This is a genomic window from Chishuiella changwenlii (genome assembly GCF_900142565.1).
Taxonomy (GTDB): domain Bacteria; phylum Bacteroidota; class Bacteroidia; order Flavobacteriales; family Weeksellaceae; genus Empedobacter; species Empedobacter changwenlii.
Map to the genome: position 1 here is coordinate 155,955 of NZ_FRBH01000001.1, position 25,439 is coordinate 181,393.

Annotated in this window: 21 protein-coding genes and 1 tRNA gene; 13 read left to right on the top strand and 9 right to left on the bottom strand. The window is 29.0% G+C overall.

What is annotated here, in order from left to right; all coding sequences use genetic code 11:
* Window positions 1-13 precede the first annotated feature (13 nt).
* Window positions 14-2,413, bottom strand: a complete 2,400-nt coding sequence (locus BUA86_RS00745) for a TonB-dependent receptor (protein ID WP_072928922.1) — start codon at window positions 2,411-2,413, stop codon at window positions 14-16.
* Window positions 2,414-2,616: 203 nt separating this feature from the next.
* Between BUA86_RS00745 and BUA86_RS00750 the strand changes: the two genes are divergently transcribed.
* The 5 genes from BUA86_RS00750 (at window position 2,617) to BUA86_RS00770 (ending at window position 8,402) form a co-directional block, all read left to right on the top strand.
* Window positions 2,617-4,089: an ankyrin repeat domain-containing protein gene (locus tag BUA86_RS00750; RefSeq protein WP_072928924.1), complete on the top strand. Its 1,473-nt coding sequence runs from the start codon at window positions 2,617-2,619 to the stop codon at window positions 4,087-4,089.
* A gap of 29 nt (window positions 4,090-4,118) precedes the next feature.
* Window positions 4,119-4,604 carry a DUF2271 domain-containing protein gene (locus tag BUA86_RS00755; protein WP_072928926.1) on the top strand — a complete coding sequence of 162 codons (486 nt, stop codon included), beginning with the start codon at window positions 4,119-4,121 and terminating at the stop codon, window positions 4,602-4,604.
* An 11-nt stretch (window positions 4,605-4,615) separates the two neighbouring features.
* Window positions 4,616-6,817, top strand: coding sequence for a PepSY domain-containing protein (locus BUA86_RS00760; RefSeq protein ID WP_072928928.1), 2,202 nt, complete (start codon window positions 4,616-4,618; stop codon window positions 6,815-6,817).
* A 59-nt stretch (window positions 6,818-6,876) separates the two neighbouring features.
* Entirely contained in the window at window positions 6,877-7,869 is a 993-nt protein-coding gene (locus tag BUA86_RS00765) for an FAD:protein FMN transferase (RefSeq protein WP_083580261.1), read from the top strand.
* Window positions 7,870-8,063: 194 nt separating this feature from the next.
* Complete coding sequence (locus tag BUA86_RS00770; protein ID WP_072928932.1) at window positions 8,064-8,402, top strand: hypothetical protein; 339 nt, start codon at window positions 8,064-8,066, stop codon at window positions 8,400-8,402.
* 158 nt (window positions 8,403-8,560) lie between these two features.
* On the opposite strand, the gene cmk is transcribed toward BUA86_RS00770, so the two are convergent.
* Together cmk and porQ are read right to left on the bottom strand one after the other, a co-directional pair.
* A complete protein-coding gene (gene cmk / locus BUA86_RS00775; protein ID WP_072928934.1) occupies window positions 8,561-9,247 on the bottom strand; it encodes a (d)CMP kinase in 687 nt (228 codons plus the stop codon).
* Between the two features lie 54 nt (window positions 9,248-9,301).
* On the bottom strand, window positions 9,302-10,327 hold the full coding sequence (gene porQ, locus BUA86_RS00780; RefSeq protein ID WP_072928937.1) for a type IX secretion system protein PorQ: 1,026 nt from the start codon (window positions 10,325-10,327) through the stop codon (window positions 9,302-9,304).
* A 117-nt stretch (window positions 10,328-10,444) separates the two neighbouring features.
* Here porQ and BUA86_RS00785 point away from each other — a divergent pair, with 117 nt between their 5' ends.
* The gene (locus BUA86_RS00785) at window positions 10,445-12,697 is read left to right on the top strand and encodes a DUF2339 domain-containing protein (RefSeq protein ID WP_072928939.1); all 2,253 of its coding nucleotides are present in this window, start codon (window positions 10,445-10,447) and stop codon (window positions 12,695-12,697) included.
* A 17-nt stretch (window positions 12,698-12,714) separates the two neighbouring features.
* On the opposite strand, the gene BUA86_RS00790 is transcribed toward BUA86_RS00785, so the two are convergent.
* Window positions 12,715-14,013: a mechanosensitive ion channel family protein gene (locus BUA86_RS00790; RefSeq protein WP_072928941.1), complete on the bottom strand. Its 1,299-nt coding sequence runs from the start codon at window positions 14,011-14,013 to the stop codon at window positions 12,715-12,717.
* 360 nt (window positions 14,014-14,373) lie between these two features.
* On the opposite strand from BUA86_RS00790, the gene zupT reads away from it, so the two are divergent.
* The gene (gene zupT / locus BUA86_RS00795) at window positions 14,374-15,165 is read left to right on the top strand and encodes a zinc transporter ZupT (RefSeq protein WP_072928943.1); all 792 of its coding nucleotides are present in this window, start codon (window positions 14,374-14,376) and stop codon (window positions 15,163-15,165) included.
* Window positions 15,166-15,310: 145 nt separating this feature from the next.
* Here zupT and BUA86_RS00800 read toward each other — a convergent pair whose 3' ends face one another.
* From BUA86_RS00800 to BUA86_RS00810, 3 genes are all read right to left on the bottom strand, one after another.
* A complete protein-coding gene (locus tag BUA86_RS00800) occupies window positions 15,311-15,784 on the bottom strand; it encodes an ecotin family protein (RefSeq protein WP_083580262.1) in 474 nt (157 codons plus the stop codon).
* A 182-nt stretch (window positions 15,785-15,966) separates the two neighbouring features.
* Window positions 15,967-16,040, bottom strand: a tRNA-Asn gene (locus BUA86_RS00805).
* A gap of 182 nt (window positions 16,041-16,222) precedes the next feature.
* Window positions 16,223-17,062 (bottom strand): siderophore-interacting protein, encoded by an 840-nt coding sequence (locus BUA86_RS00810; protein WP_072928945.1) that lies wholly within the window; start codon window positions 17,060-17,062, stop codon window positions 16,223-16,225.
* 169 nt (window positions 17,063-17,231) lie between these two features.
* Here BUA86_RS00810 and BUA86_RS00815 point away from each other — a divergent pair, with 169 nt between their 5' ends.
* The 4 genes from BUA86_RS00815 (at window position 17,232) to BUA86_RS00830 (ending at window position 21,017) form a co-directional block, all read left to right on the top strand.
* Window positions 17,232-17,987: a tyrosine-protein phosphatase gene (locus BUA86_RS00815; protein WP_072928946.1), complete on the top strand. Its 756-nt coding sequence runs from the start codon at window positions 17,232-17,234 to the stop codon at window positions 17,985-17,987.
* 143 nt (window positions 17,988-18,130) lie between these two features.
* Window positions 18,131-18,847, top strand: a complete 717-nt coding sequence (locus BUA86_RS00820) for a DUF3667 domain-containing protein (protein ID WP_072928948.1) — start codon at window positions 18,131-18,133, stop codon at window positions 18,845-18,847.
* A gap of 179 nt (window positions 18,848-19,026) precedes the next feature.
* Complete coding sequence (gene abc-f / locus BUA86_RS00825) at window positions 19,027-20,616, top strand: ribosomal protection-like ABC-F family protein (RefSeq protein WP_072928950.1); 1,590 nt, start codon at window positions 19,027-19,029, stop codon at window positions 20,614-20,616.
* Window positions 20,617-20,639: 23 nt separating this feature from the next.
* Window positions 20,640-21,017 carry a VOC family protein gene (locus BUA86_RS00830; protein WP_072928952.1) on the top strand — a complete coding sequence of 126 codons (378 nt, stop codon included), beginning with the start codon at window positions 20,640-20,642 and terminating at the stop codon, window positions 21,015-21,017.
* Window positions 21,018-21,190: 173 nt separating this feature from the next.
* Here BUA86_RS00830 and BUA86_RS00835 read toward each other — a convergent pair whose 3' ends face one another.
* Window positions 21,191-23,128: a heavy metal translocating P-type ATPase gene (locus BUA86_RS00835; RefSeq protein WP_072928954.1), complete on the bottom strand. Its 1,938-nt coding sequence runs from the start codon at window positions 23,126-23,128 to the stop codon at window positions 21,191-21,193.
* A gap of 70 nt (window positions 23,129-23,198) precedes the next feature.
* The gene (locus BUA86_RS00840) at window positions 23,199-23,615 is read right to left on the bottom strand and encodes a Fur family transcriptional regulator (protein ID WP_072928956.1); all 417 of its coding nucleotides are present in this window, start codon (window positions 23,613-23,615) and stop codon (window positions 23,199-23,201) included.
* Window positions 23,616-23,757: 142 nt separating this feature from the next.
* On the opposite strand from BUA86_RS00840, the gene BUA86_RS00845 reads away from it, so the two are divergent.
* Together BUA86_RS00845 and BUA86_RS00850 are read left to right on the top strand one after the other, a co-directional pair.
* Entirely contained in the window at window positions 23,758-24,759 is a 1,002-nt protein-coding gene (locus tag BUA86_RS00845) for an isoaspartyl peptidase/L-asparaginase family protein (RefSeq protein ID WP_072928958.1), read from the top strand.
* Window positions 24,756-25,424 carry a copper homeostasis protein CutC gene (locus BUA86_RS00850; RefSeq protein WP_072928960.1) on the top strand — a complete coding sequence of 223 codons (669 nt, stop codon included), beginning with the start codon at window positions 24,756-24,758 and terminating at the stop codon, window positions 25,422-25,424. Before BUA86_RS00845 ends, BUA86_RS00850 begins: the two co-directional genes overlap by 4 nt.
* Window positions 25,425-25,439: the final 15 nt, after the last annotated feature.

Sequence of the window (25,439 nt, forward strand, 5' to 3'; positions counted from 1 at the left end):
TTTATATTATTTTTTAAAGTGAATAGTTTAATTTAATAAAGAATGCTCTACCAGGTTTTTGAACTCCAAAATTGTCAAATGCCTGTTTATCAAACATATTTTTTGCATCAAAACTTACAATAAAGTGTTTATTAGGAAATTGATAAGTGATACCCGCATCCTGAATATTTTGTTGTGCTACATTGAAATAGTTTGTTCCATCTAATTTTCCAAACATGAAACTATTAAACTCATCAATAAATCTATAGTTATAATAAACAATGAAGTTTGAACCTTTTCCTATAAGATTTTTAAATGTGTATTGAGCATTCGTATTCATAGTAAATGTTGGCTCGTTTGGTAATTGGTCTTTGTAATATGTATTACTTTTATCATTCATGTAAGATTTAAACTTTGATAAATTGAACAAAAGTTTAAACTTATCGCTGTAAGAATAATTAAATTCAAAGTCTATCCCTCTAACCATTGTCTGTGCTAAGTTTGAACTAGCATAAGCTTCACTAAGACCTAAATTTGTGTTTGAATAATTGAAGTTTGCAATTCTATCTTTTGTGTCTCTGATGAAACCATTTACAGAGACATCAGCTTTGTGATTTCCTATTTTATAAGGACCTAACTTTAATCCAAGATTATAGTTGTTACTTTTCTCTGGTTTTAGATAAAAGTTATCAAGTTTATTTTCGGATACATCACCAAAAATTTCATTTTCACTTGGCATTCTTATCGCTTTTTCTGCTGAACCCATTAACATTACAGAATTTGCAACTAAGTATGATGCTGCAAAACCATAACCTCCCTCAGAAATATTAGAATTATCGTACTGATTTACACTTACTGTTTGTCCATCAACAACACGAGCAACTGGTCTTGTTCTTTCTATATTCTGACCATAATGTTTTCCGAATAAGGATGTTTTTAATTTATCTTCAAAAGCAGAAAGTTCATAAGAAAGCGCAAAATTATTCTTTGTGAAATTGCTACTCTCTCTGTATTTGTTTTCTACTACACTCAATAACTCATCGTTATCTTTTCTTTCTTGATAAGTAAATAAATGATTAAAAGAAAAACTATGATTTTTATTTAAACGGTAGCTTAAAGATGAATTTGTATTTATAAAATCTCTGTTAATATGTCGTATAGATGCTGCTCCTTGTTGTGCTCCATAAGCAGACCTAACTGGATTCCCAAATCGATCAAGAATTTGTTGGCCATTCCAACCGTAAGCAAATAAATTTGTATCGCTTGTAACTTGCTTATCGTTAGAGTAAATTGATTTTATATTAAGATCTAATCCTCTAGTAAATAAATTATTCTTTTTATAAGTTACACTCGCAACGTTTGTATTTCTAGTTCTGAAACGATCTTTGTACGGACGAACCATAAATTGACCATGCTGTATTTCTTTATATTCGTACGCATTGTTATAACCAACCATAAAACGATCAGCCCATTTTTTCTTTGTAACGCCAATTTCTGTGGCACTCCCGTAAGAATAGAATTTATCATTAAATCTTCTTGCTTTTATAGGATTAATTACACCATTTGGTAAAGTTTCAAAAATACTTCTTCCCCAAACTTTATAATCGTTATCAGAATAATTATAATACATAGAAGTATTAATTGTAAAACCTGATTTCGCTCTGTAATTCCCAGAAAAATTGGCTTGTGTTGTATTAAATGAACCGTAAGAAATTGATGCATTTAAACTATTTTTAGCAGATTCTTTTAGAACAATGTTAACAGCACCACCAAGTGCATCGTTAGCTAAATAACCTGGAACTACACCTTTAAACACCTCTACCCTTTCTATCATTGACGTAGGAATATTGTTTAAATTAAAAGCACTTCCATAGCTTGCCATTGGAATTCCATCTATAAATATTCGGATAGAGTTACCGCTCATTCCATTAATATTAAATTGATATTCTGAACCTAAACCTCCGTTTTGTCTAATTCTAACACCTACAGATTGGTCTAATAATTCTAACGTTTGTGTATTACGAACAGATGCTTCTTTTGTTTCAATAACATTAACTGCAAATCCTTTCTTTTCTAATTCAGATTTTACAGATCTCAATTTTTTAATGTTAACCTCATTTAATCCTATATGAGATGATAGATTAAAAGCTGTATTGTATATTAAATCTTTGTCTTCAACTTTTATAAAGTAAACTTCTTCTTTTTCTTCCTTGTAAATTTTTAGTTGATATTCTCCATTTCCAATATCACTAAATTGGTATTCTCCATTCTTATTTGTCTTGGTTTTTTTAGAACTATTTGTTAAAATTAATTCTACATCTAAATTTTTTAATAATTGGTTATTCTCATCATGTATAACTCCTGAGACTGAGTGTTGAGCATTAACTATAACAGTTAAAAAGAAAAAAAATGTGAAAACAGATTTCTTAAGCATTTGTTAAATTTTGTCAAAAATAGTTTTTATTTGGATTAATTACAAATAATAAATATGAGTTTTATCACTCTAAATCAAATAGATATATTATTTATGACCTTAGTCATAAATAAGCATTTAAACTTTAAAATGTTTAGAATAATTATAAATAATGTTTTATTTTTGAAATCCATTTTAAAATTTGGTCTAAATAAAATTATTACATGAAAAAAATACTTGTTACTTTAATCTTGCTTTCATCGTTCTTAAAAGCGCAGACAAACACATTATTAAATGGTGATTTTTGGAAAAAGAATCCTCCTATTGAAGTTGTGAAAGAAGAAATTTTAAAAGGAAATAATCCTGCTGAAGCAAATGGCGGAAATCATGATGTGGTAAGTATGGCCATTAATAATGGAGCAGATTACGAAACAATAGTATATTTGATTGAAAAACCAGGAAATAGCGTTACAAAAAATACGCACGATGGTAGACAATATATTCACTGGGCTGCAATGAGAGGTGATTTAGAAGTAGTAGATTACTTAATTTCTAAAGGTTCTGATTTAAATAGAACAGATGATAAAGGAGCAACTCCACTTACATTCGCTGCTGGATTTGGACAAAATAATCCAGAATTATTCGAAAAATTCTTTAAAGCTGGAATTAATCCTAAACAAAAATATGCAGATGGTGCAACAGTTTTATTATTAGCGATTAGTAATGATAAAGATTTAAAATTAACTGATTACTTAGTTACAAAAGGTTTATCATTAAAAGATACTGACGATAACGGAAGAACTGCTTTTGATTATGCTGCAAGAACTGGTGATGTTGCTTTCTTGAAAACTTTAGCACAGAAAGGGATTAAGCCAACAGGTAATGCTTTAATTTTTGCTTCACAAGGAACTAGATTTGCTTCTAATAAAATTGATACTTACAAATATTTAATAGAAGATGTAAAATTAAACCCTAATTCTAAAGGATTAAATGGTGAAAATGCTTTACATAACGTTGTAAGAAAAAAAGATCAAACAGAAATTATTAATTATTTAATTTCTAAAGGTGTTGATGTTAATGCAGTAGATAAAGAAGGAAATAATGTATTATTTTCTGCTGCTGGAACAAGTAACCTTGATGTTGTAAAAACAATCGTTTCTAAAATTAAAGATATTAACGCTGTAAACGCTAAAGGAGAAACAGCTTTATTTTCTGCTGTTCAACATGGTTCTCCAGAAGTGATGTCTTATCTAATAGAAAAAGGTGCTAAAACAACTATTAATGCAAAAGATGGAAATTTAGCTTTTTACTTGGTACAATCTTACAGAGCACCACGTCCTGGACAAGCAAGTGATTTTGCTGAAAAATTAGCCATCCTAAAAAATAAAGGTGTAAAATTAAACGCAACAGATAAAGATGGAAACTCTTTATTACATATTGCTGTTGCTAAGAATGATCTAAACTTATTAAAAAATTTAGCTACTTTAAACTTAGATATCAACACGCAAAATAAAGATGGAATGACTGCATTACATCGTGCAGCTTTAATTGCAAAAGATGATGTTATTATGAAAGATTTAATCGCAACTGGCGCAAAAAAAGAATTGAAAACAGAGTTTGATGAAACAGCATTCGATTTAGCTTCAGAGAATGAATCGTTAAAAGAAAACAACGTTAACATCAACTTTTTGAAATAATAAAAATTCATTACGAATAAAATTTAAATATGAAATCATCAATCAAAGCAATATTCACAGCATTATTTATTATAGGTTTATCTATACAAGCTTCTGCACAAACAGCAAAATATAAATGCATGTTACAGATGACCAATTACAAAGGTTTAGAAGCTTATGTTGTTGTATCTTTAATTAGCCCAGATGGACAATACGAAAAAACATTGTACATGATGGGAGCTGATAAACAATGGTACAATGGATTTAAACAATGGGATAAATTCAATAAAAAGAAAAAAGAAAAATTAAACGGAATAACTGGTGCTTCTGTTGCTGCAGGAGATCGTAGTATTACAACTTTCGCCATCGATCAAAGTAAAATGAACAAAGGGTACAAACTACGTTTTGAATCTGCTGTAGAAGATGGAGATTACCATGTTTCTGATGTTGAAATTCCATTAACTACTGCTGGTATTACACAAAAAGTTGAAGGTAAAGGATACATTAGATATGTAAAACTAAGTAAAGCCCAATAATAAAATTCAACATGACATTATCTATTTGGCGCTATGCTCATCTAATATTAGCGTACATATCATTTCTATTTATAACAATGACTTCTATTACAGGAGTCATTTTGTCATTTCGACCAATAGAACAAAAGCTACATCCATACAAAGTAGAACAATTCAATGCCATTACTTTAGCTGAAACGTTACCTGTTTTACAAAATAAATATGGCGATTTAACAGAATTAAATTTAGATAAAAATAATTTCGTTTCTCTTGAGGGTTTTGATGAAGATGGAAATGATTTTAAATTTTACATAGACCCAAGAACAGGAGAAAAATTAGGAGATCCTATCGAGAAAAGTGAGTTTATGAGTTGGGTTATCACCTTACACCGCTCATTATTTTTACACGAAACAGGACGAATAATAATTGGTTTTATGACATTCTTATTATTTCTGATAGCTGTTTCGGGATTAGTTTTAATTATTAAAAGACAAAAAGGCTTTCGAAATTTCTTTGACAAGATTAACAAAGAGTATTTCTCTCAATATTATCATGTTATATTTGGTAGAATATTTCTTATTCCAGTTATCATTATATCATTTACAGGAACAATGATGGTATTAAATCGATTCGAATTAATACCTAAAAATGAAAAATTAAATACTGAAATTACTTCTTCTGCTAATGAAAATACGAAAAGAGTTGAATTAAAAGATTTTTCTATTTTTAAAGAAACGAAGTTAGCGGATGTAAGAAAAATTGAATTTCCTTTTGATAGAGAAGATCCACAAGAATTTTATAAAATTAATTTAACTGGTCAAGAATTAATTGTTAATCAGATTAATGGAAAAGTAGAAGCAAAAACACCATTTTCTAATGCGCAAGCGTTTCTTCGTCTTAGCAGTAAATTGCATACAGGACATATTAATATCATGTGGGCAGTTATTTTAGCTATCTCATGTTTTAGTATTTTATTCTTTATTTATTCTGGTTTTGTTATTACGTTAAAACGTACAAAAACAAAAATTCTAAAAAATAAATACAGCGCAGAAGAAGCCGAAATTGTACTTCTTGTTGGTTCTGAAAATGGTGCTACATTAGGATTTGCAAATAAAATTCAAGTTCAGCTTTTAGCAAATGGAAAAAAATCATTTATGACTCAAATGAATCAGTATGAGCTTTATCCAAATGCAAAACAAATCATCATTTTTACCTCAACTTACGGAATTGGTGATGCGCCATCTAACGCCAATAAATTTGAAAGTTCGATCGAAAAACATCCTCAAAATCAGGAAATTGACTTTACAGTTGTTGGATTTGGTTCTACAGCTTATGAGAAATTTTGTGGTTATGCATTAGAAGTAGATGAATTGTTAGAAAAACAAAAATGGGCGAATCGTTTACTGCCTTTAAAAACAGTTAATGATAAATCTCCAGAAGAGTTTGCTACTTGGGCAACTGAATACAAAGAAAAAACTGATATTCCGTTAGCTACAACACCAGCAATGTATGTTGGAACAGCTCCAAAGCTGAAAGATTTAAATGTTATTTCTACATCAAAAGTAACTGAAGATGATGCTACTTTTAATGTGATTTTAAATACAAAACAAAAATTCCGTTCGGGAGATTTACTAGCAATATATCCAGCAAATGATCATCGTGAGCGTTTATATTCTGTTGGTAAAGTAAACGGAGCATTACAATTGGTTGTAAAATTACACGAGTTTGGTTTGGGATCTCAGTATCTGTATAAACTAAACTCTTCTGAGAATTTTAAAGCGAGAATTATAAAAAATACTGTTTTTCATTTTCCTAAGAAAGCCAAGAAAGTTATTTTAATTGCAAATGGAACTGGAATTGCTCCTTTTCTTGGAATGATAGATGAAAACAAGAAAAAAATTGAAACACATTTATATGCTGGTTTCCGTTTTCATAATACCGTTACAAAAAGCTATGAGAGCTTTTCGAGTAAACAGATTAAGAAAAATCATTTAACTAAGTTTAATATTGCTTTTTCTAGAGAAGAACAAAAACAATATGTAATGGATTTGGTTAAAAGAGATGAGAAATTCTTTGCTGATACCTTACAAAATGGTGGAATAATTATGATTTGTGGTGCTTTAGCAATGCAACATGACATTGAGAAAGTTTTAGACCTTATTTGCCAAGAACATTTAGGAAAGACTTTTGAAGAGTTTAAAATCAATGGACAATTTTTAACAGATTGCTATTAAAATTGTGAATGTTGAGTTCTAAGTTTTAGAACACTAACACCTAAATTATAATTCATAAAATGAAATATCTATTCAGTTTTATATTGTTGTATGCACTAATTCCTATAAATGCTCAAGTTATAGGAATTAGGGATACAATTTTAATGGGAAGTAAATTCAAAATTACATTAGTTGACCAAGACTCAATTGCTGTTGAAAAAAGTATCAACAGAGCAATTAGTGAAATGGTTAGAATTGAAGAATTAATTTCCGATTGGAAATCAACTTCTCAAGTTTCTTTGGTTAACCAAAATGCTGGAATAAAACCTATAAAAGTGGATCAAGAAGTTTTTGATTTAACTGAAAGAGCAATTTACTTTTCTGAAATTACAAATGGTGCTTTTGATATTAGTTTTGCTGCCATGGATAGAATTTGGAAGTTTGATGGTTCTATGGAAAAATTACCATCAGAAACTGAAATAAAGAAAGCTATCGAAAAAATTGGTTATCAAAACATTGTTTTAGATAAAGAAAACTCCACTATTTTCTTAAAAAAACCAGGAATGAAAATTGGTTTCGGATCTATTGGAAAAGGCTATGCAGCAGAAAAAGCAAGAGAATACTTACAAAATTTAGGTATAGCAGCAGGTATTATAGATGCTTCGGGTGATATGACTACTTGGGGAAATCAACCAAATGGTGATCCATGGAAAATTGGAATTACCAATCCATTTAATCGCAATAAAATGGCAGATATTTTAACTTTAAAAAATGCTGCTGTAACCACTTCTGGCGATTACGAAAAATTTATTTTGATAGATGATATTCGCTATTCACACATTATTAATCCTAAAACGGGAATGCCTTCTACTGGTTTAACTGGTGTTACGGTAATTGGTCCAAATGCAGAAACATGTAATGGTTTCAGTACTTCTATTATGGTTTTAGGTAAAGAGAAAGGTTTGGCATTAATTAACCAACAAAAAGACTATGCTGCGCTTATAATTACTGATAATGGGAGCGTTATTAAATCTAAAAAATATAGAAAAATTAAAAAGAAATTAATGAATTAGTTTTTTCATTAAAAAGTGATTTATATTTACTTAAAGGTATAAATTATCTTGTTTTTACTTTGTTTTTCATATTTAGGTCTTGTATGTCATTCTGAACTCGTTTCAGGATCTCATCATTACTTACACGATGTGAAGCTGAAATTATGCTTCGAGAGGCTCAAAAAGACATTCACTATTAATTTATCAAAAAATAAATGAACGACGATTTAAGAACCGAAAAAGAGATTCTGAACGGAAATTTTAAATTAATTACAGAGTTAAAGGAATTTAGAATGAGCTTATGGGTAAATGGTTTTGGAATTGTTGATGGTAAAACGCAACAAGAAATATTGCCATTAAATACTACATTTAATTTAGATGATTTTACAGAACACGAGCATACAATAGAAATTGATTTTAGGATTTATCCTAATGGTAATGTAACTTACAATGTAATTATAAATCCGTTTGAAAAATCTTTTATTTACTTAACAAAAGTGTATGCTTTGAACGATTTTAACCCAACTTTCTTTGAAACTGAATCTTCTAACTAAAAAGGGATTCTGCGTTAGGGATTGAAGTGTAAATCCTTTTATGAAAACGGAGATTATAGAAGTTTTAATAAAAGATTGGAACGTAAAGCCCGACCGAAGGGAACGCCCAAAATTAATCTTCGATTCTGTTTACAAATTGTATTAAACCGTTTAGGCTTTTACATTTTTGATTGAACAATTTCCATTACTTTATCTACCGTTTCTTCTAAATTTAAATTAGAATTATCAACCTCTATCGCATCATCTGCTTTTCTAAGTGGTGAATATTCTCGGTGAGAATCTATGTAATCTCGTTCTTTTACATTTGCAAAGACTTCTTCTAACGCTATTTCTTTTCCTTGTTGTTGATATTCTAAGAAACGACGTTTTGCACGAATTTCTGGTGAAGCTGTTATAAAGATTTTAATATCGGCATTCGGAAAAACTGTTGTCCCAATATCTCTACCATCCATAACAATTGCTCCGTTCTCTCCCATTTTTTGTTGTAAAGCAACACAATAATCTCGTACGGCAGGAATCTCTGAAATTGGACTTACCATTTTAGAAATTTGCATTGCACGAATTTCTTGCTCCACATCTACTCCATTAAGATAAGTGTGATTTTTTTGAGAAGAAGAATCTTGTTTAAATTCTATTTTAATTTCGTTTAAATGTGCAATTAATAAAGGAATATTAATTGTTTGATTTTCGATATAATTTTGTTGAAATGCATACAATGTTACGGCACGATACATTGCTCCACTATCGATATGAGTATAATTTAGTTTTTTAGCAATAATTTTTGACATCGAACTTTTTCCTGTTGATGAAAAACCATCTATTGCAATAATCAAATTTTCTTTCATTTAAAATTGAAACTAGATAACAAATATACTATTTTATGTTTGTTTGGAAAGCTTTTATAACCAAGGATTGCTTCGCCAGTAATCTCTTCCTTGTATTAACCTATCTAAGTTAATCAATATTCCGAAATGATTAGAACCTCCTGAAGCGTGATAATTGGCATGACCAAACTCGAATCGGAATGCATTTACACGAATACCAAACCCATATGTTAGTCCAGATAAAGAACGAACGCCTTCTGCTGCAAGCTCATTTCCTCTTTTAAAGTTATACCCCAATCGCATGTTAAAATCTGAATTTGGAAATAATTCTGCTCCTAATGAAACGTGATCTATAATTTTTCGACCAGTAGAAACTTCTTGTCCATTTTTATTATAAGCCTGCGATATATCAAATTTTTGTAAATCGTGAAGTGAAAATGTAAATTCTAACGGAACATGTTCTAGTCTATGCGAAATACCAAGATTTACTTGTGTTGGCATATTTTCTTTCTTACCATTGTAAGTTTCCAACTGTCCTCCTATATTACGAACAACTAAAGAGACATTAATATTTTTATCGAAATCGTGATAAGAAAGTCCAACATCTCCTGCAATGGCAGATGATTTATAAGATTCTATTGTAGAATTAATGTATTTTACGTTTGCTCCGATTGTCCAATAATCACCAATAACTCTTGCATAACCCAATGTTAAGGCAGCATCGTTTGCTCTGAAATTACCTGTGATATTTCCATTTTCGTCGGTTCCGATTAATTTTCCGTAATCTACATACTGACCATGAATGGAAAGAAAGTTTTCTTGATCTATTTCGTAAACGCCAGAAAATGTTCCGAAATTAACGTCTGCGATGTAATTAACATAGTTAAAAGCAAACTGTCCGTGCATTTCTCTATTCATTAGAGAAGGATTCCACAAAGCCGAATTAGGATCTGCATCCCAAGAAGTTTGTGCATTTCCTCCCAAAGCTGCTTGGCGTGCAGATGTCGTAATATTCAAAAATTCGTATACACGTGTTCCATCTTGTGCAAAAATCAAAGACGATAATGCAACCAACAATATTATACTGAGTTTTTTAAACATTCGGCAAAAATACATATTTGTAAAATAACGGAAACACAAAAGGTTTCGTATGTGATACGTTAAATTTAAAATTTTCTGAAAATTAATGATTACCTTCCTATTAACTAAACACTAGTTATGGAATTTATATTTATTATAATTTTTACTATTCTGATTATTATTCTGTTTGATAAAATAACAAAACTTAAAAGACAAGTTGATTATCAGGAATTTAAAATTAGAAAGCTACAAGAACAGGTTAATTTAAAAGAAAAATCTGGCGATGTTACGGTTCCTAAAGTAGAACCAGCACAACCAATTGCTGATTATAAAATAGAATATCCGAAGCCTTCTACTGAAAAAATACAGCCAAAACAAGAGGCTTCTACTTCTGTTTATCAACAAACTGAAAAGAAAGTAGAACAATCGGTAAATAGTACTACGTTATTTATAAAAGATAATTTTTTAACAATTGTTGGTATTGTAACATTAGTGCTTGGTATTGGCTATTTTGTGAAATATGCTATTGATCAGAATTGGATAAATGAAACGTTCCGTGTTTTAATTGGTATAGTGATAGGATTAAGCATTATTGGAACTGCACATAGAATTAGAAAAAGCTTTGAGGTTTTCTCCTCTATTCTTATTGGTGGAGGAATTTCTATTTTATATTTTACATTAACCATTGCTTTCCGAGAATATCATATTTTTTCTCAAGACATTACCTTTATCTTATTAACCGTCGTCACCTTATTATCTATTGTTTTAGGTTTAATTTACAACAAACAAGTTGTTGCCATTTTCTCTATAATTGGTGGGTTTTCTGCTCCTTTAATGATCAGTACCGGCGAAAGCAACTTTATATTTTTGTTTTCTTATCTCGCGTTATTAAATCTTGGAATGCTTTATATGTCTTGGCGTAAGAATTGGCAAGTTATTTCTTTTATTGCTTTTACATTTTCTTTTGCGTATAGCTTAGCGTGGATAATAGATGTTAAAACACAAATGCAAGCATTATTTTTTATTGTTTTCTATTTAATTTATCAAGCGGCTAGTTTATTTAACTACTTTTCTAAAAAAGAATTTACTGCTTGGAATTGCTTGCTGATGATTTTTAATACAATTACTACAACTGTATTTATAACTCTGGCTTTACAGCTACAACATGCAGGATTAATTTCTATTTTCTTCGGAATACTTAATCTCTTGTTTGCTTTGTATGTTTATAAAACAACACAACACAAAATATTACAAAATACATTAATAGCTTTATGTATAGCGCTTATTACAACAGCAATTGCATTAGAATTTAAAGCCAATTATGTTGCGATTTCTTTTGCAATAGAATCTACTTTGTTATTGTTTTTATGGAAGAAAAGTCACGAAAATATTTTCAAAGTATTTTTCATTTGTTTATTTCCGTTTTTATTAGTGGCTTTATGTGTGAATTGGTTTGCTTATTATGAAACAACTCAACATTTAAATATCATTTTTAATCCTGTTTTTATAACAAGTTTTGTTGTTGCAATATGTTCTCTTTTCAATATCTATTTAATGCAGGATTTTGAAACAGAGGAACGCTTTCTTGGTTTTAAATTAGCTAACTCTAAGTTTATATTTATTCTGACATCTATCCTATTTATCTATTCTGGAGTGGTATTAGAATTAATTTATCAGATAGAACCTTATTTCCATATTCCGATGATTATAAGCTTCGTATTTATCTATACTTTATTCTTTGTTGCAACAATTCTATTGATAAGAAACATTCTGAAACTTAGTAGTTCACTTGTTGTTATTTTACAAATATGTGCCGCAATTTGCTTATTCTTTTTACCAATGATAGCAAATATTCCAAATGAGGTTTTAGAAAAAGAAATTAAATTCTCTACGTATTTAATCTATTTAACATACTTAATACCTAGTGTTTATATTTTATATTTAGTTATAAAAGATACAGATTTTAAAAAATACTTTGTTCCACAAATAGCTGTATTAGCTGCTATTGTGTACATTATAAGTTTCGAGAAGTATAATGTTTTTATGCTTTTAACGCTTAATGATTTGGGTACAAATTTTATCCATCAGCAAGATATTTTCCGATTGATTTTATTACCTGTAATTTGGGCTATTTCTGGTTTTGTTATTATCTATTTAGGATTAAGAAAACAATTAAAAGCTTTTCCTATTATTGGAATTATTCTATTTGCTTTAATTATTCTGAAATTATATTTAATTGATGTTTGGGAAATGAGCAATGTCTTTAGAATAGTATCTTTTATTGTTTTAGGTGTTTTGATTTTGATTACCTCTTTTATGTATCAGAAGTTAAAAAACTTAATGCTTAATTTAATGGATAATCCATCAGAAAAAACAGAAGCAGAATCTTAAGATTCTGCTTCTGTTTTTTAATTTCTTTCTGTTAATAATGCTTGTGCAATTTTTTGAATATCGAGAGAAGAAGGAGATTCAAAAATTTCTAAATGGAAATAAGGAACAACAGCTAATACATGATCAAAAATATCTGCCATGATTGTTTCGTACTCATTCCAAACAGTTGTATTGGTAAACATAAATAATTCTATTGGTAAACCATGTTCTGTAGATTGTAACTGACGAACCTCGAACATCATATCGTTTCTAATATTCGGATTATTGTAGGTGTATGTTTTTATGTATTGTCTAAATAATCCCACATTTGTCATTCTTCTTCCATTCACTAAAACAGTTGGATCAACTTTATTAGACGCATTATATTGCTCAATTTCATTAGAACGATCTGTAATATAATCTTGCAACATTCGGATTTTCTTTAACTCCGTAATCTCATCAGCTGTTAAAAAACGAATAGAAGACATTTTTATATTAATTGATCTTTTTATTCTTCTACCACCAGATTTTTGCATTCCTCTGTAATTACGAAACGAATCCGAAACCAAAGCATATGTAGGAATTGTTGTAATTGTTTTATCAAAATTCTGAACTTTTACAGTTCCTAAATTAATTTCTATTACATTACCATCTGCGCCATATTTTGTCATTTCTATCCAATCTCCAACACGAACCATGTCATTCATTGATACTTGAATGCTTGCTACAAATCCTAAAATAGAATCTTTAAAAACCAACATCAAAACAGCTGAAGCAGCACCTAAAGAGACCAAAAATGTAATTGGTGATTTTCCTGTAATAATAGAAAAAATTAGAATCCCAGAAATAAAGAATACTGCAATGTTTAATACTTGTAAGTAACTATCAATGGGTTTATCTACAAAAGATTTTTTACTTCTAAGAAAATCTCTAAATGTTCTAAAAATGGCATTAAATAAAAAACCTATTGCAATCACCAAAGTTATATCTACAATCTGCATTGCGATATTTATCCAATTAGGAAATCCTTTAAAGATTACTGGAATTGCTTCACTCGCAATAATAATGGGAACTATATGCGTAAGGTATTTTAATACTTTATTCTGAATAAACAAATCATCTATCTTCGTTTTACTCTTCTCTATGAATTTAGAAAGAAGTAATAACAATACTTTACGTAATAAATAATCTATTGCGTACAGCGAAATAATTAATGTAATTGATAAAATAATAGACGTTAAAATGGTTGTAGCATAATTTGACAAACCAATTAATTTTATCATATTAAATGTCCAACTGTATAATTCGCTCTGTAAACCTTTATCTAATATTGTCATTATATTTCTTTAATTTTTTAAAACAAAAATAAGCGTATTATAAAACCTAGACAAATTCTAATTAGTTACTATTATTTATTACGCTTAAGGGATTATGAATTAAGATATAGGTTCGTTTAGCGTTTAGCGTTTAGCGTTTAGCGTTTAGCGTTTAGCGTTTAGCGTTTAGCGTTTAGCGTTTAGCGTTTAGCGTTTAGCGTTTAGCGTTTAGCGTTTAGCGTTTAGCGTTTAGCGTTTAGCAAATTTAAAAACTAAAAGACTTAAGCACATAAAAACTTAAAGCTCAAATAAAAATCTCTTTACTATTTATTTTGATTCAATGCTAAGAATATATTATTTTTGTTAGATTAATCTAACTTTATGTTATCAGATTCTATCGTTTTTGCTTTTAGTCTAACTTTTCTAGCCGGAATAAGTACAGGAATAGGAGCTATTTTATCTTTACTTTATAAAAAATTTAATCCTAAATTCTTAGGGATTATGTTAGGTGTTTCTGCTGGCGTAATGTTATATGTTTCTTTTGTTGAAATTTTATTAAAAGCTAAAACCTCGCTTTCTATAAATTTTGGAGAAAAAGCTAGTTATACATATAGTGTCTTAGGTTTTTTTGTAGGAATTTTTATCATTATGCTTATCGAAAAGCTTATTCCACATCAACATGAAAGTGACGAAATTATAGATGATAAAGAATCATCTGATAAAAAACTTTTACGACTTGGTTTATTTTCTGCTTTAGCCTTATCTATTCATAATTTTCCTGAAGGTTTAGCAACCTTTCTTACCGCTTTAGAAGACCCAACTTATGGAATATCAATCGCGGTTGCTATAGCTATTCACAATATTCCCGAAGGTATTGCTGTTGCTATTCCTATCTATTATGCAACAAAAAGTAGAAAAAAGGCATTTTGGTACTCTTTTCTATCTGGCTTAACAGAACCAATTGGTGCATTAATTGGCTATTTCTTTCTACTTCGTTTTATTGATCAGTCTATATTTGGAATTATATTCGCTGGTGTTGCTGGAATGATGGTTTACATTTCTATAAACGAGCTTATACCAACAGCAAAAGAATATGCTGGTAAAAAACTTTCTACCTTAGGAATTGTATTTGGAATGTTAATTATGGCTATTAGTTTAATCTTATTTTTGTAGACAAAAAAACTTCTCTAGGGGGAGAAGTAATTTTGAAAATGATATAAAATTAACACATGAGGATGATGTTGATGCAAACTTACAACCTATATTGTTTTTTCAATTTAACTAAATATCATTTGATTGTTAAGTAAAGTTAAATTACTTATTTAACTGTAATTAATTTTTTATCTGCTTTCCAAATTCTATATTTCAAAACATAACCTTCTGGAATATATACAACAACAGGTAACTTACTATTATAACGAACATGTAATGTTTGTGCAAAAATCGTTTTCTCTACTTTTTTGTTATCAGCACATCCCATTAATGTCCCTCCTATATCTCCTTTAGAAGAAAATTGATAATAATTATATCCCCAACCTTCAACATCTTTCTCTTGAAAATCTCCCATTAGGAAAAAATTATTACATACATCTACTTGTGCATTCTTACCTACAAAAATTTCTACACGATAATTATCTTCATTCGACATCTTTTTTAGAAAAATCATCTTTTGTTGATAACCATCTACTTTTTGAGGGTACATTGAATAATCATTTTCACTTTTTTGTTGTGCGAAAGATAATGTTGCGAATAAAAGAAATAAAACACTAAATACTCTTGTCATTGATTTCATATACTTATAATTTTTATTGTTTGGCTTAATGAAATAGATTTTTGATTAAGCTATTTTTATTATAAGATGAAAACAAAGTAAAAAGGTTGTTTAGAGGAATGTTAAATTTTAGTGAAAATAAAATCGTTTTGAAAAGAGTAGAAATAAAAAAAGTCACAACTAATGTTATGACTTTTCTTTTGCTCCTCCTCTTGGGCTCGAACCAAGGACCCTCTGATTAACAGTCAGATGCTCTAACCAACTGAGCTAAGGAGGAGTATCGTTATCGATATTGTGATGCAAATATAGAGCATTTTTCATTACTTCCAAATCTTGCAACTACTTTTTTTTGCTTGAAAAACGGCTTAAACAGGCAACTATTTGATAATGAAACAGAAAAATTTATATTTTTTTTCAAGTTTTTTTATTCCGAAATCAAATTAATCTCGTTATTCGTTTTTATTGAACTATTAAAAGCTCACTTTCTATTTTATCGTGACAATTATCTAATGCATTTTTCTCTGCTTTTCCAGCTTTCCAATGAGAAGTGCAATAAAATTCATCTTTCTTCCATTCTAAATCATCTTTAAAGAATGATTTAATTTCTTTTAAAGATTTAGATTCTCCTGCAACATAAGCAAAACGTTTTCCATCTTTTTTCTTCGGAAAATTTTGCATTTTTGTTAATGTATGTAAAGCTGTTCCGCTTCCTACATTTGGATTAATAATCCATTTAAACTCTAAATCAGCTTTTGTTTCAATTTTATGAATATCATTTTCTGTTGGTACCTCAACACAAACAATACCTTTTGTTTTTGATGATAGAGATTCTATAATAGTTGAAATAACAGGTAAACCAGTTAAATCAGCAGCTAAAAAGATGAAATCTACTTTTGGAGCCAATTCTTTCTTTTTAGATTTCATAGAAACACCAATCATATCTCCAACTTTAGCTTCATTTGCCCAACGTGATCCTGGTCCATTTAATCCATGATTAGCAATATCAATAACAACTTGGTTATTTTCTGCGTCAATGTCGCGTAAAGTGTATGTACGAGAAACTGGTTTAAATTTATCTGAAGGTGAAATCCATTTTTTATTCTTCTCATCATATTCAGCATAGTGAATATCACGAATTCCTAATGGTGGAAATAATAATTTACATGTTCCCCCTAGAGTTGTATCCTCAAAAAAGGAAACATCATCATTTTCTAAGTAAACACGAATAAGGTGTGGTGTAACAAATTCTTTCTTTTTTAAAATAAATTTTTCCTTCGCTATTTTAACTTTCTCTCCCATTGGAATCTATTTAGATTTATTCTAATTCAACGCGAATATAATATAAATTTAGATTGAATTAAAATAATTAACATCAATCTAAAAACTTATCTTTTTTTTAACACTATACCTATTATAATAACTCGTACCTTTTAGGTGTTAAAGTAACATCCTAAAAACACGAAGAAGAATGGAATATATTTTAGAAGACATTACACTTGGAAAAAGAACTCTTCCACTTGAAGGCGGTTATAATTGCAGAGATTTAGGTGGATTAATCAACAAAGATAATTCAACGATAAGACAAGGCGTTTTAATTAGAGCTGATGATTTATCTAATTTAACAGATGATGATTTAGAAGTTTTAAACGACTACCCTATTAGAACAATAATTGATTTACGCACCACTTATGAGCGTTTAAAAAATCAAGATCGTATACCAAATAGTTGTAATCACGAAGTACATTTAGATATTTCATCTGGTCAATTTGAGAATTTAGTTAAACAATTTAGAGCTGGTATTGAAAAGCCTAAAGAGTTTATGTGCGATATTTATGAGAATTTTGTACTAGATAAAACATGTCAAGAACAATACAAATTGTTTTTTGATGTTATACAGCATAAAAATAGAACACCTATTTTGTACCATTGTACAGCAGGAAAAGATCGTACAGGTTTTGCAACAGCTATGATATTAGCGGCATTAAACGTAGATTTTGACACGATTATGGAAGATTATTTAGCTTCTAATTTCTTTTTAGAAAAGAAATATGCTTACATGCTAAAAATTGATCCTAACTATAATTATTTAATTGATGTTTTACCTGAATATTTAGAAACATCTTTTAATACAATTAAAAAGAATTTTGGTTCTGTCGAAAATTATTTATCAACTATATTAAGCGTAGATTTAGATTTAATGAAGCAACTTTACTTAGAAAAATAGTTTCATCTAAAAATAAATGTATTAACCTCTTTTCATAAAATGAAAAGAGGTTATTTTTTTATAAAACTATTCTATATTTACAATAATATATATACAAATCACAAACTGTATAAATTAACACTAATACAAATTAACTACTAAAAATGAATTGTAAAAATTGTAACAACGAAGTTCATCTAAATTATTGTTCTAACTGTGGACAACCTGTAAAGCTTAAAAGAATTAATGCATACTATATTCTTCATGAAATAGAGCATATATTACACTTTGAACGTGGAATTTTATACACTATAAAAGAACTTACTTTAAATCCAGGTAAAAGCATAAAAACATACATCACAGAAAATAGAAGTAAACTTGTTAAACCTATTATTTTTATTATTGTAACATCATTAATTTATACGTTTTGTAATCATTATTTTCATTTTGAAGATGGTTATATAAATTACCACGATGAGAAAAGTTCTGCCATAAAAGATATTTTTAAATGGATACAAGCACACTATGGTTATGCGAATATCATAATAGGTGTATTTATTTCTTTGTGGGCAAAATTATTTTTCAGAAAATATGAGTTTAATTTCTTCGAAATTCTAATTCTACTATGCTTTATAACTGGAATAAGTATGCTTATTTATTCAGTTTTTGGAATTCTTCAGTATTTTACTCATTATAATTTAATGCAAGTTTCTAGTGTAGTAGGGCTTTTATATATTGTTTGGGCAATGGGACAATTTTTTGATAAAAGAAAACTTATAAACTATCTAAAAGCTTTCATTTCTTATGTTTTAGGGATATTAACATTCTCTATAACTCTAATTCTTATTGGTGCATTAGTTGACTCTATTCTAAAACATTAATCTTTTAAAAAAGCTATTTTAGTTTATCCGAAAATTTAACTCAATAAAAAAATGTACATTTGTTAAATCAAATCACTTAAGTAAGCAAAAATGTAAAATAAAATTTCTTTAAGACGATCAAAATAAAACAATCCTAAAAATGGGTTTGTTAACTTGTTTAATCTCTAAAAAAAGAAATTATGCTTATTCTTCAAAACTTATCATATACACATCCCAACAAAGATGTACTATTTAGTACAATTAATTTAAAAGTAAATAAAAACGAAAAAATAGCTTTAATAGGCAATAATGGAGTAGGAAAATCTACCTTACTCAAAATTATTGCAAATGAATTAGAACCTACAAGTGGGCAAAAAACTATTGACACTACACCTTATTATATTCCCCAAATTTATGGGCAATATAATCATCTAACTATTGGTGAAGTTTTAAAAGTAGATTCAAAAATTAATGCTTTAAATGAAATTCTAAAAGGAAACATAACAGAAGAAAATTACGCCTTACTTAACGATGATTGGACAATTGAGGATCGTTGCAATGAGGCATTACTTTATTGGAAATTAACCGATTTAGAGTTATCCCAAAAGATGGAAACATTGAGCGGAGGACAAAAAACTAAAATTTTTCTTGCTGGAATTTCTATTCATCAACCAGAATTTGTTCTTTTAGATGAGCCAAGCAATCATTTAGATAATGATAGTAGGCTACTTTTATATGATTTTATTCAATCTACAAAATGTACATTGATTATCGTTAGCCATGATAGAAAATTATTAAATCTACTAAATTCTATCTGTGAGCTAAGTAAAGATAATATAAAAGTATATGGAGGAAATTATGACTTTTATAAAAATCAAAAACAAATTGAATACAATGCATTAACACAAGATATTCATCATAAAGAAAAAGCATTAAAAAAAGCCAAGGAAAAGGAAAGAGATACAGTAGAACGACAGCAAAAATTGGATAGTCGCGGTAAAGGAAAACAAGAAAAAGCTGGTGTTGCTAAAATAATGATGAATACTTTACGAAATAATGCAGAGAATAGTACATCTAAACTAAGAAATGTACATGCAGAAAAAATAGGAGGTATTACGCAAGATTTACAACATCTCCGTTCTTCTTTATCTGCTATTGATAAAATGAAATTCGGATTTGACAATTCTCAACTCCATAAAGGGAAAACTTTATTTAAAGCAATTGATGTAAATTTTAGCTACTCAAAACAATTTATTTGGAATGAAAATTTAAATTTCGAAATCATTAGCGGAAATCGTATTGCATTAAAAGGTAAAAATGGTTCTGGAAAAACAACATTAATAAAGCTAATTTTAAATCTTATTCAACCACAGACAGGTAAAACGTATAAAAATTATACAAACCCTATTTACATTGATCAAGATTACTCTTTATTGAATAATGAATTAAAAGTTTATGAACAAGCACAAAAGTTTAATAGCTCTGGACTAGAGGAACATGATATCAAAATAAGATTAAACCGCTTTTTATTTACAAAAGATGATTGGGATAAACCTTGTCATAAACTAAGTGGAGGAGAAAGAATGCGTTTGTTACTTTGTTGTTTAATTATAAATAGTACATCTCCTGATATTATTATATTAGATGAGCCTACAAATAATTTAGATATACAGAATGTTGAAATATTGACTGCTGCAATCAATGAATATCAAGGAACTTTAATTGTTATTTCCCACGACGATACATTCTTAGAGCAAATTAATATTGAAAAAACTATTATCTTACATTAATTGAAATCCTTATAAAAACACAAATGAATATAAAATTAGATACCATTATTTTTTATGTAAGAGATGTAAAAAAGCTTCAAAATTTCTATGTTGAAAATTTTAATTTAAAAACCATAGAAGAAGATGAAATTTGGGTATTATTAAATGCTGGATCTATTAATATTGGTCTCCATAAAATAGGAGATCAATATCTTGAGAAAGTAAATCTTTATCAAGACTTTGATAATAATACAAAAATTGTATTTGAAATTGATCTTGATATAGAAGCTGCAAGAAATGAACTTATTTCGAGAAAGGTTGAAATGAGAGAGATAAAAACATTCGAAAATTATAATTATTGGCTATGTGATGGTATTGATCCAGAAGGGAATGTTTTTCAATTAAAGTCCAAGAAAAAATAAATTTATATAAAAACAAAGCCTATTCTTAAATGAGAATAGGCTTTGTTTTACTAAAAGTCTTTAAATATTTATTAATAATATAGTTTTATTTTTACATTCATTTTTGTCTTGATACAAAAACGAAAATTAGCTAAACAATGAAAATACAATACTGAAAAATCTAAACAAATTCACTATTTAAAATTCATTCGTTGAATTCTCACTGCATTTAATATTGCTAAAAAAGCAACACCAACATCTGCAAAAACAGCTTCCCACATATTTGCTATTCCATCTGCTCCTAATAATAAAACGATACCTTTTACGCTCATCGCAAGTATTATGTTCTGAATAACAATTTTCTTAGTTTCTCTACCAATTTTTACTGCTGTTCCAATTTTAGATGGTTGATCTGTTTGTATAACGATATCTGCTGTCTCTATTGCAGCATCGCTTCCTAAACCTCCCATTGCAATACCAACATCGGACAACGCTAAAACTGGTGCGTCATTTATTCCATCTCCAACAAATGCAATTACATTGTTTTTATTTTGTTTTAATTGTTCTACTTTTTCAACTTTTCCTTCAGGTAATAAACCTCCAAAAGCAAGGTCTATTTCAACTTCTTTCGCTACTTTTTGTGTTATGGTATCTTTATCTCCACTCAACATAATCGTTTGCTGAACGCCTAAATTTTTCATTTTTTTAATCGCTTCTTTGGCGTCATCTTTTATTTTATCTGCAATAGTAATGTATCCAGCATATTCGTTGTTAATCGCGACAACAACTATACTTTCTACTATAGCATCTATTTCTGATGGATATGAAATTGAAAAATGGTCTAATAATTTAGCATTTCCAGCTAAAACAATCTTATCATTCACATTACCTTTTAAACCTTTACCTGAAATTTCTTCAACATCTATCGCATTAAAGAGTGATGAATGTCTAGTAACAATTGCTTTTGCAATAGGATGTGTAGATTGTTTTTCTAATGCAGCAACATAATCTAGAAACTCTTCTTCATTATATGTTGTTTCAATTTTCTGCACCTCAAAAATACCTTCTGTTAATGTTCCTGTCTTATCCATAACAACAGTATTCACTTTAGCTATTAAATCTAAAAAGTTAGACCCTTTTACTAAAATACCATTACGAGAAGCTGCTCCAATTCCTCCAAAATATCCTAAGGGAACTGAAATAACCAATGCACATGGACAAGAAATAACAAGGAAAACTAAACCACGATATAACCAATCTCTAAAAACATAATCATCTACAATAAAGAATGGAATAACAACCAATGCCAATGCTAAGAAAAAAACGATGGGTGTATAAATTTTCGCAAACTTTCTTATAAATAGTTCTGTTGGTGCCTTACGAGAAGTAGCTTCTTGAACCATTTTAAGTATTTTTGCAATAGAACTATCGTCAAACTTTTTTGTCGTTTTTATTTCAACAACATTTTCTAGGTTCAGCATTCCTGCCAATACAACCTCATCTTTTTTATAAGTAGAAGGTTTACTTTCTCCTGTTAATGCAGAAGTATTAAAACTTCCTTTCGTTGAAATTAATATACCATCTAACGGTACTTTTTCACCAACTTTTACTTGAATAGTTTCTCCGATTTCAACATTATTTGGTTCTATCGTTTCAAAATTTCCGTTTCTTAGAACATGTGCAGTATTTGGACGAACATCTAATAAAGCTTTAATATTTGATTTTGCTTTATTAACAGCCGCTTCCTGAAACATTTCTCCAATTGTATAAAACAACATTACTGCAACACCTTCTGGATATTCACCAATAATAAATGCACCTAATGTTGCAATTCCCATTAAAGAAAATTCATTAAAAAAATCTAGTTTTTTTGCTAATCCAAATGCTTCTTTCCAAACAGGATAAGCAACTAGAATATAGGATATACCAAACCATATTAAACGAACGATTTCTTGTTCTAGAAACCAAGGTAATTTTATTATATATTGAATGATTAATCCTGAAAAAAACACAACTAAACTAATCCCTAGGAAAAGTTTACTGTTAGAATGATTATGTTCGTGTTCATGAGAATGTTCACCCTGAACGTGAATATGATCATCTGTTCCACAACAACTTTTACAATTTGACATAATAATTAATTTACTACGACAAAGTTATTATGCGACTTCTGCAATCAGGTTGCAAAGTTTGAAATAAACCTTAAACTTTACAAAAATCGCAAACGCCTTTTAAGACAAATGATGATTGTTCTGCTTTAAAATTTTGAGGAAGTTCTACTTCTGGAAGATGAATATTTTTTAAACAATATGTTCTATTGCAATCATTACAATGAAAATGTGCATGTGTAAATTCTGGCGTACATTTACAGTTAGATTCGCACAAGGCATATTTTATAGAGCCCGTTCCGTCTTCTATAGAATGAATTAATTTATTTTCTTCAAATGTTTTTAACGTTCTATAGATTGTTACTCTGTCTGCTTGATCCATTTCTATCTCTAAATCAGCTAAACTTAATGCAACTTTAGTATTCATTAATTGATCTAAAACCAACAAACGCATAGCGGTTGGGTTAATAGATCTATTTTTTAATATTTTAGTTAAAACATCAGTTTGCATATCATTAGATTAACGAATGATAAATTTACGAAAAAAGGTAAACAGAAAAAATGATTATTATTTCTAAAAGTAATAATGAGCTTATTTTTAAACTTATATATTTTTATATTTGTTAGATACACTAAGTGATAGTAACAAACACATGAACAACAGAAGAAATTTTATAAAAAAACTAGGAGCATTAGGATTACTTTTAGGTACTTCTCGGCTTTATTTAAATGCTAAATCACCTTTAAATACAAACAAATCTTCCATAAAAGTTAATAAACCAATTGTTTTATCTACGTGGCGTTTTGGAATGGAAGCCAATAAAGAAGCTTGGAAAGTTTTAAATAATAAAGGAACTGCTTTAGATGCTGTAGAGCAAGGTGTAAAAATTGTAGAAGCTGATCCAAACGAACGAAGTGTTGGTTATGGAGGAAGACCAGACAGAGATGGAAAGGTTACACTTGATGCCTGCATAATGGATAATGAAGCAAATATTGGCTCTGTTGCTTGTTTGGAATATATAAAACATCCTATTTCTGTTGCTCGAAAAGTAATGGAAGATACGCCACATGTTATGTTAGTAGGGAATGGAGCATTACAATTTGCTTTGGAAAAAGGTTTCAAGAAAGAGAATCTTTTAACAGAGGTTTCCGAGAAAGAATGGAAAGAGTGGTTAAAAGATACAAACTATCAGTTACCTATTAACATAGAAAATCATGATACAATTGGAATGATCGCCTTAGATGCACATGGAAATCTTTCTGGTGCTTGTACAACTTCTGGAATGGCTTATAAAATGAATGGTCGTGTTGGAGATTCTCCTATTATTGGTGCAGGTTTGTATGTTGACAATGAAATTGGTGCCGCAACTGCAACAGGACATGGTGAAGAAGTGATTAGAATTGCCGGAAGTCATTTAGTTGTAGAGTTAATGAGGCAAGGATACTCTCCAGAAAATGCTTGTAAAGAAGCTGTACATCGAATTATAAAATTAACTAAATCACGAAAGAAAGACCTAAAAAATATTCAAGTTGGTTTTATAGCAATTAATAAACAAGGCGAATATGGTTCTTATTGTATTCACCCAGGTTTTAACTTTGCTGTCTATGATCAAAACGGAAATCGTTTAATTGATGGAAAATCTATAGAAAAATGAAAAAATTAGAAATCGCTTGCTTTAACCTCGAATCTGCATTAATTGCTTCAACATCTAATGCAGATAGAATAGAGTTTTGTGCAGATGCTTCTGCAGGAGGAATTACACCACCTTTAGAAGAGATAGAAATATTAAGAGCCGCAACAGAAAAAGAAATTGTAATTATGATACGCCCAAGAGGTGGAGATTTTTATTATTCTGATGCAGAATTTGAACAAATGAAAACAGAAATCAATACAATTAAAAATCTCAACATTAATGGATTTGTTTTTGGAATATTAGATAAGAATAATGAAATTGACTTTTATAGAAATAAAGAGTTAATTGAACTTGCTAAACCTTATCCATGTACTTTCCATCGTGCCTTCGATAGAACTTCGGATGCTTTAATATCATTAGAAAAAGTAATTGATTTAGGTTTTAAAACAATACTCACATCTGGCTTAAGCAATAATGTATATGAAGGAAAATATACTTTAAAAACTTTAGTTGAAAAAGCGAAAGAACAAATTACAATTATGCCTGGTGGCGGATTACGTTCTACAAATATTAAAGAAATAGACGATAGTACCAAAGCTCAATATTTTCATTCATCTGCTATGATAAATTCTGAAATAGCTGATTTAAATGAGATAAATATCTTAAAAAAACTTATCTCATCTTAATTTTTTCTTCATCAA

Coding starts and splice junctions, on each gene's coding strand:
- BUA86_RS00745 (WP_072928922.1), bottom strand. CDS start 2,413: ATGCTTAAGAAATCTGTTTTCACATTTTTTTTCTTTTTAACTGTTATA.
- BUA86_RS00750 (WP_072928924.1), top strand. CDS start 2,617: ATGAAAAAAATACTTGTTACTTTAATCTTGCTTTCATCGTTCTTAAAA.
- BUA86_RS00755 (WP_072928926.1), top strand. CDS start 4,119: ATGAAATCATCAATCAAAGCAATATTCACAGCATTATTTATTATAGGT.
- BUA86_RS00760 (WP_072928928.1), top strand. CDS start 4,616: ATGACATTATCTATTTGGCGCTATGCTCATCTAATATTAGCGTACATA.
- BUA86_RS00765 (WP_083580261.1), top strand. CDS start 6,877: ATGAAATATCTATTCAGTTTTATATTGTTGTATGCACTAATTCCTATA.
- BUA86_RS00770 (WP_072928932.1), top strand. CDS start 8,064: ATGAACGACGATTTAAGAACCGAAAAAGAGATTCTGAACGGAAATTTT.
- cmk (WP_072928934.1), bottom strand. CDS start 9,247: ATGAAAGAAAATTTGATTATTGCAATAGATGGTTTTTCATCAACAGGA.
- porQ (WP_072928937.1), bottom strand. CDS start 10,327: ATGTTTAAAAAACTCAGTATAATATTGTTGGTTGCATTATCGTCTTTG.
- BUA86_RS00785 (WP_072928939.1), top strand. CDS start 10,445: ATGGAATTTATATTTATTATAATTTTTACTATTCTGATTATTATTCTG.
- BUA86_RS00790 (WP_072928941.1), bottom strand. CDS start 14,013: ATGACAATATTAGATAAAGGTTTACAGAGCGAATTATACAGTTGGACA.
- zupT (WP_072928943.1), top strand. CDS start 14,374: ATGTTATCAGATTCTATCGTTTTTGCTTTTAGTCTAACTTTTCTAGCC.
- BUA86_RS00800 (WP_083580262.1), bottom strand. CDS start 15,784: ATGAAATCAATGACAAGAGTATTTAGTGTTTTATTTCTTTTATTCGCA.
- BUA86_RS00810 (WP_072928945.1), bottom strand. CDS start 17,062: ATGGGAGAGAAAGTTAAAATAGCGAAGGAAAAATTTATTTTAAAAAAG.
- BUA86_RS00815 (WP_072928946.1), top strand. CDS start 17,232: ATGGAATATATTTTAGAAGACATTACACTTGGAAAAAGAACTCTTCCA.
- BUA86_RS00820 (WP_072928948.1), top strand. CDS start 18,131: ATGAATTGTAAAAATTGTAACAACGAAGTTCATCTAAATTATTGTTCT.
- abc-f (WP_072928950.1), top strand. CDS start 19,027: ATGCTTATTCTTCAAAACTTATCATATACACATCCCAACAAAGATGTA.
- BUA86_RS00830 (WP_072928952.1), top strand. CDS start 20,640: ATGAATATAAAATTAGATACCATTATTTTTTATGTAAGAGATGTAAAA.
- BUA86_RS00835 (WP_072928954.1), bottom strand. CDS start 23,128: ATGTCAAATTGTAAAAGTTGTTGTGGAACAGATGATCATATTCACGTT.
- BUA86_RS00840 (WP_072928956.1), bottom strand. CDS start 23,615: ATGCAAACTGATGTTTTAACTAAAATATTAAAAAATAGATCTATTAAC.
- BUA86_RS00845 (WP_072928958.1), top strand. CDS start 23,758: ATGAACAACAGAAGAAATTTTATAAAAAAACTAGGAGCATTAGGATTA.
- BUA86_RS00850 (WP_072928960.1), top strand. CDS start 24,756: ATGAAAAAATTAGAAATCGCTTGCTTTAACCTCGAATCTGCATTAATT.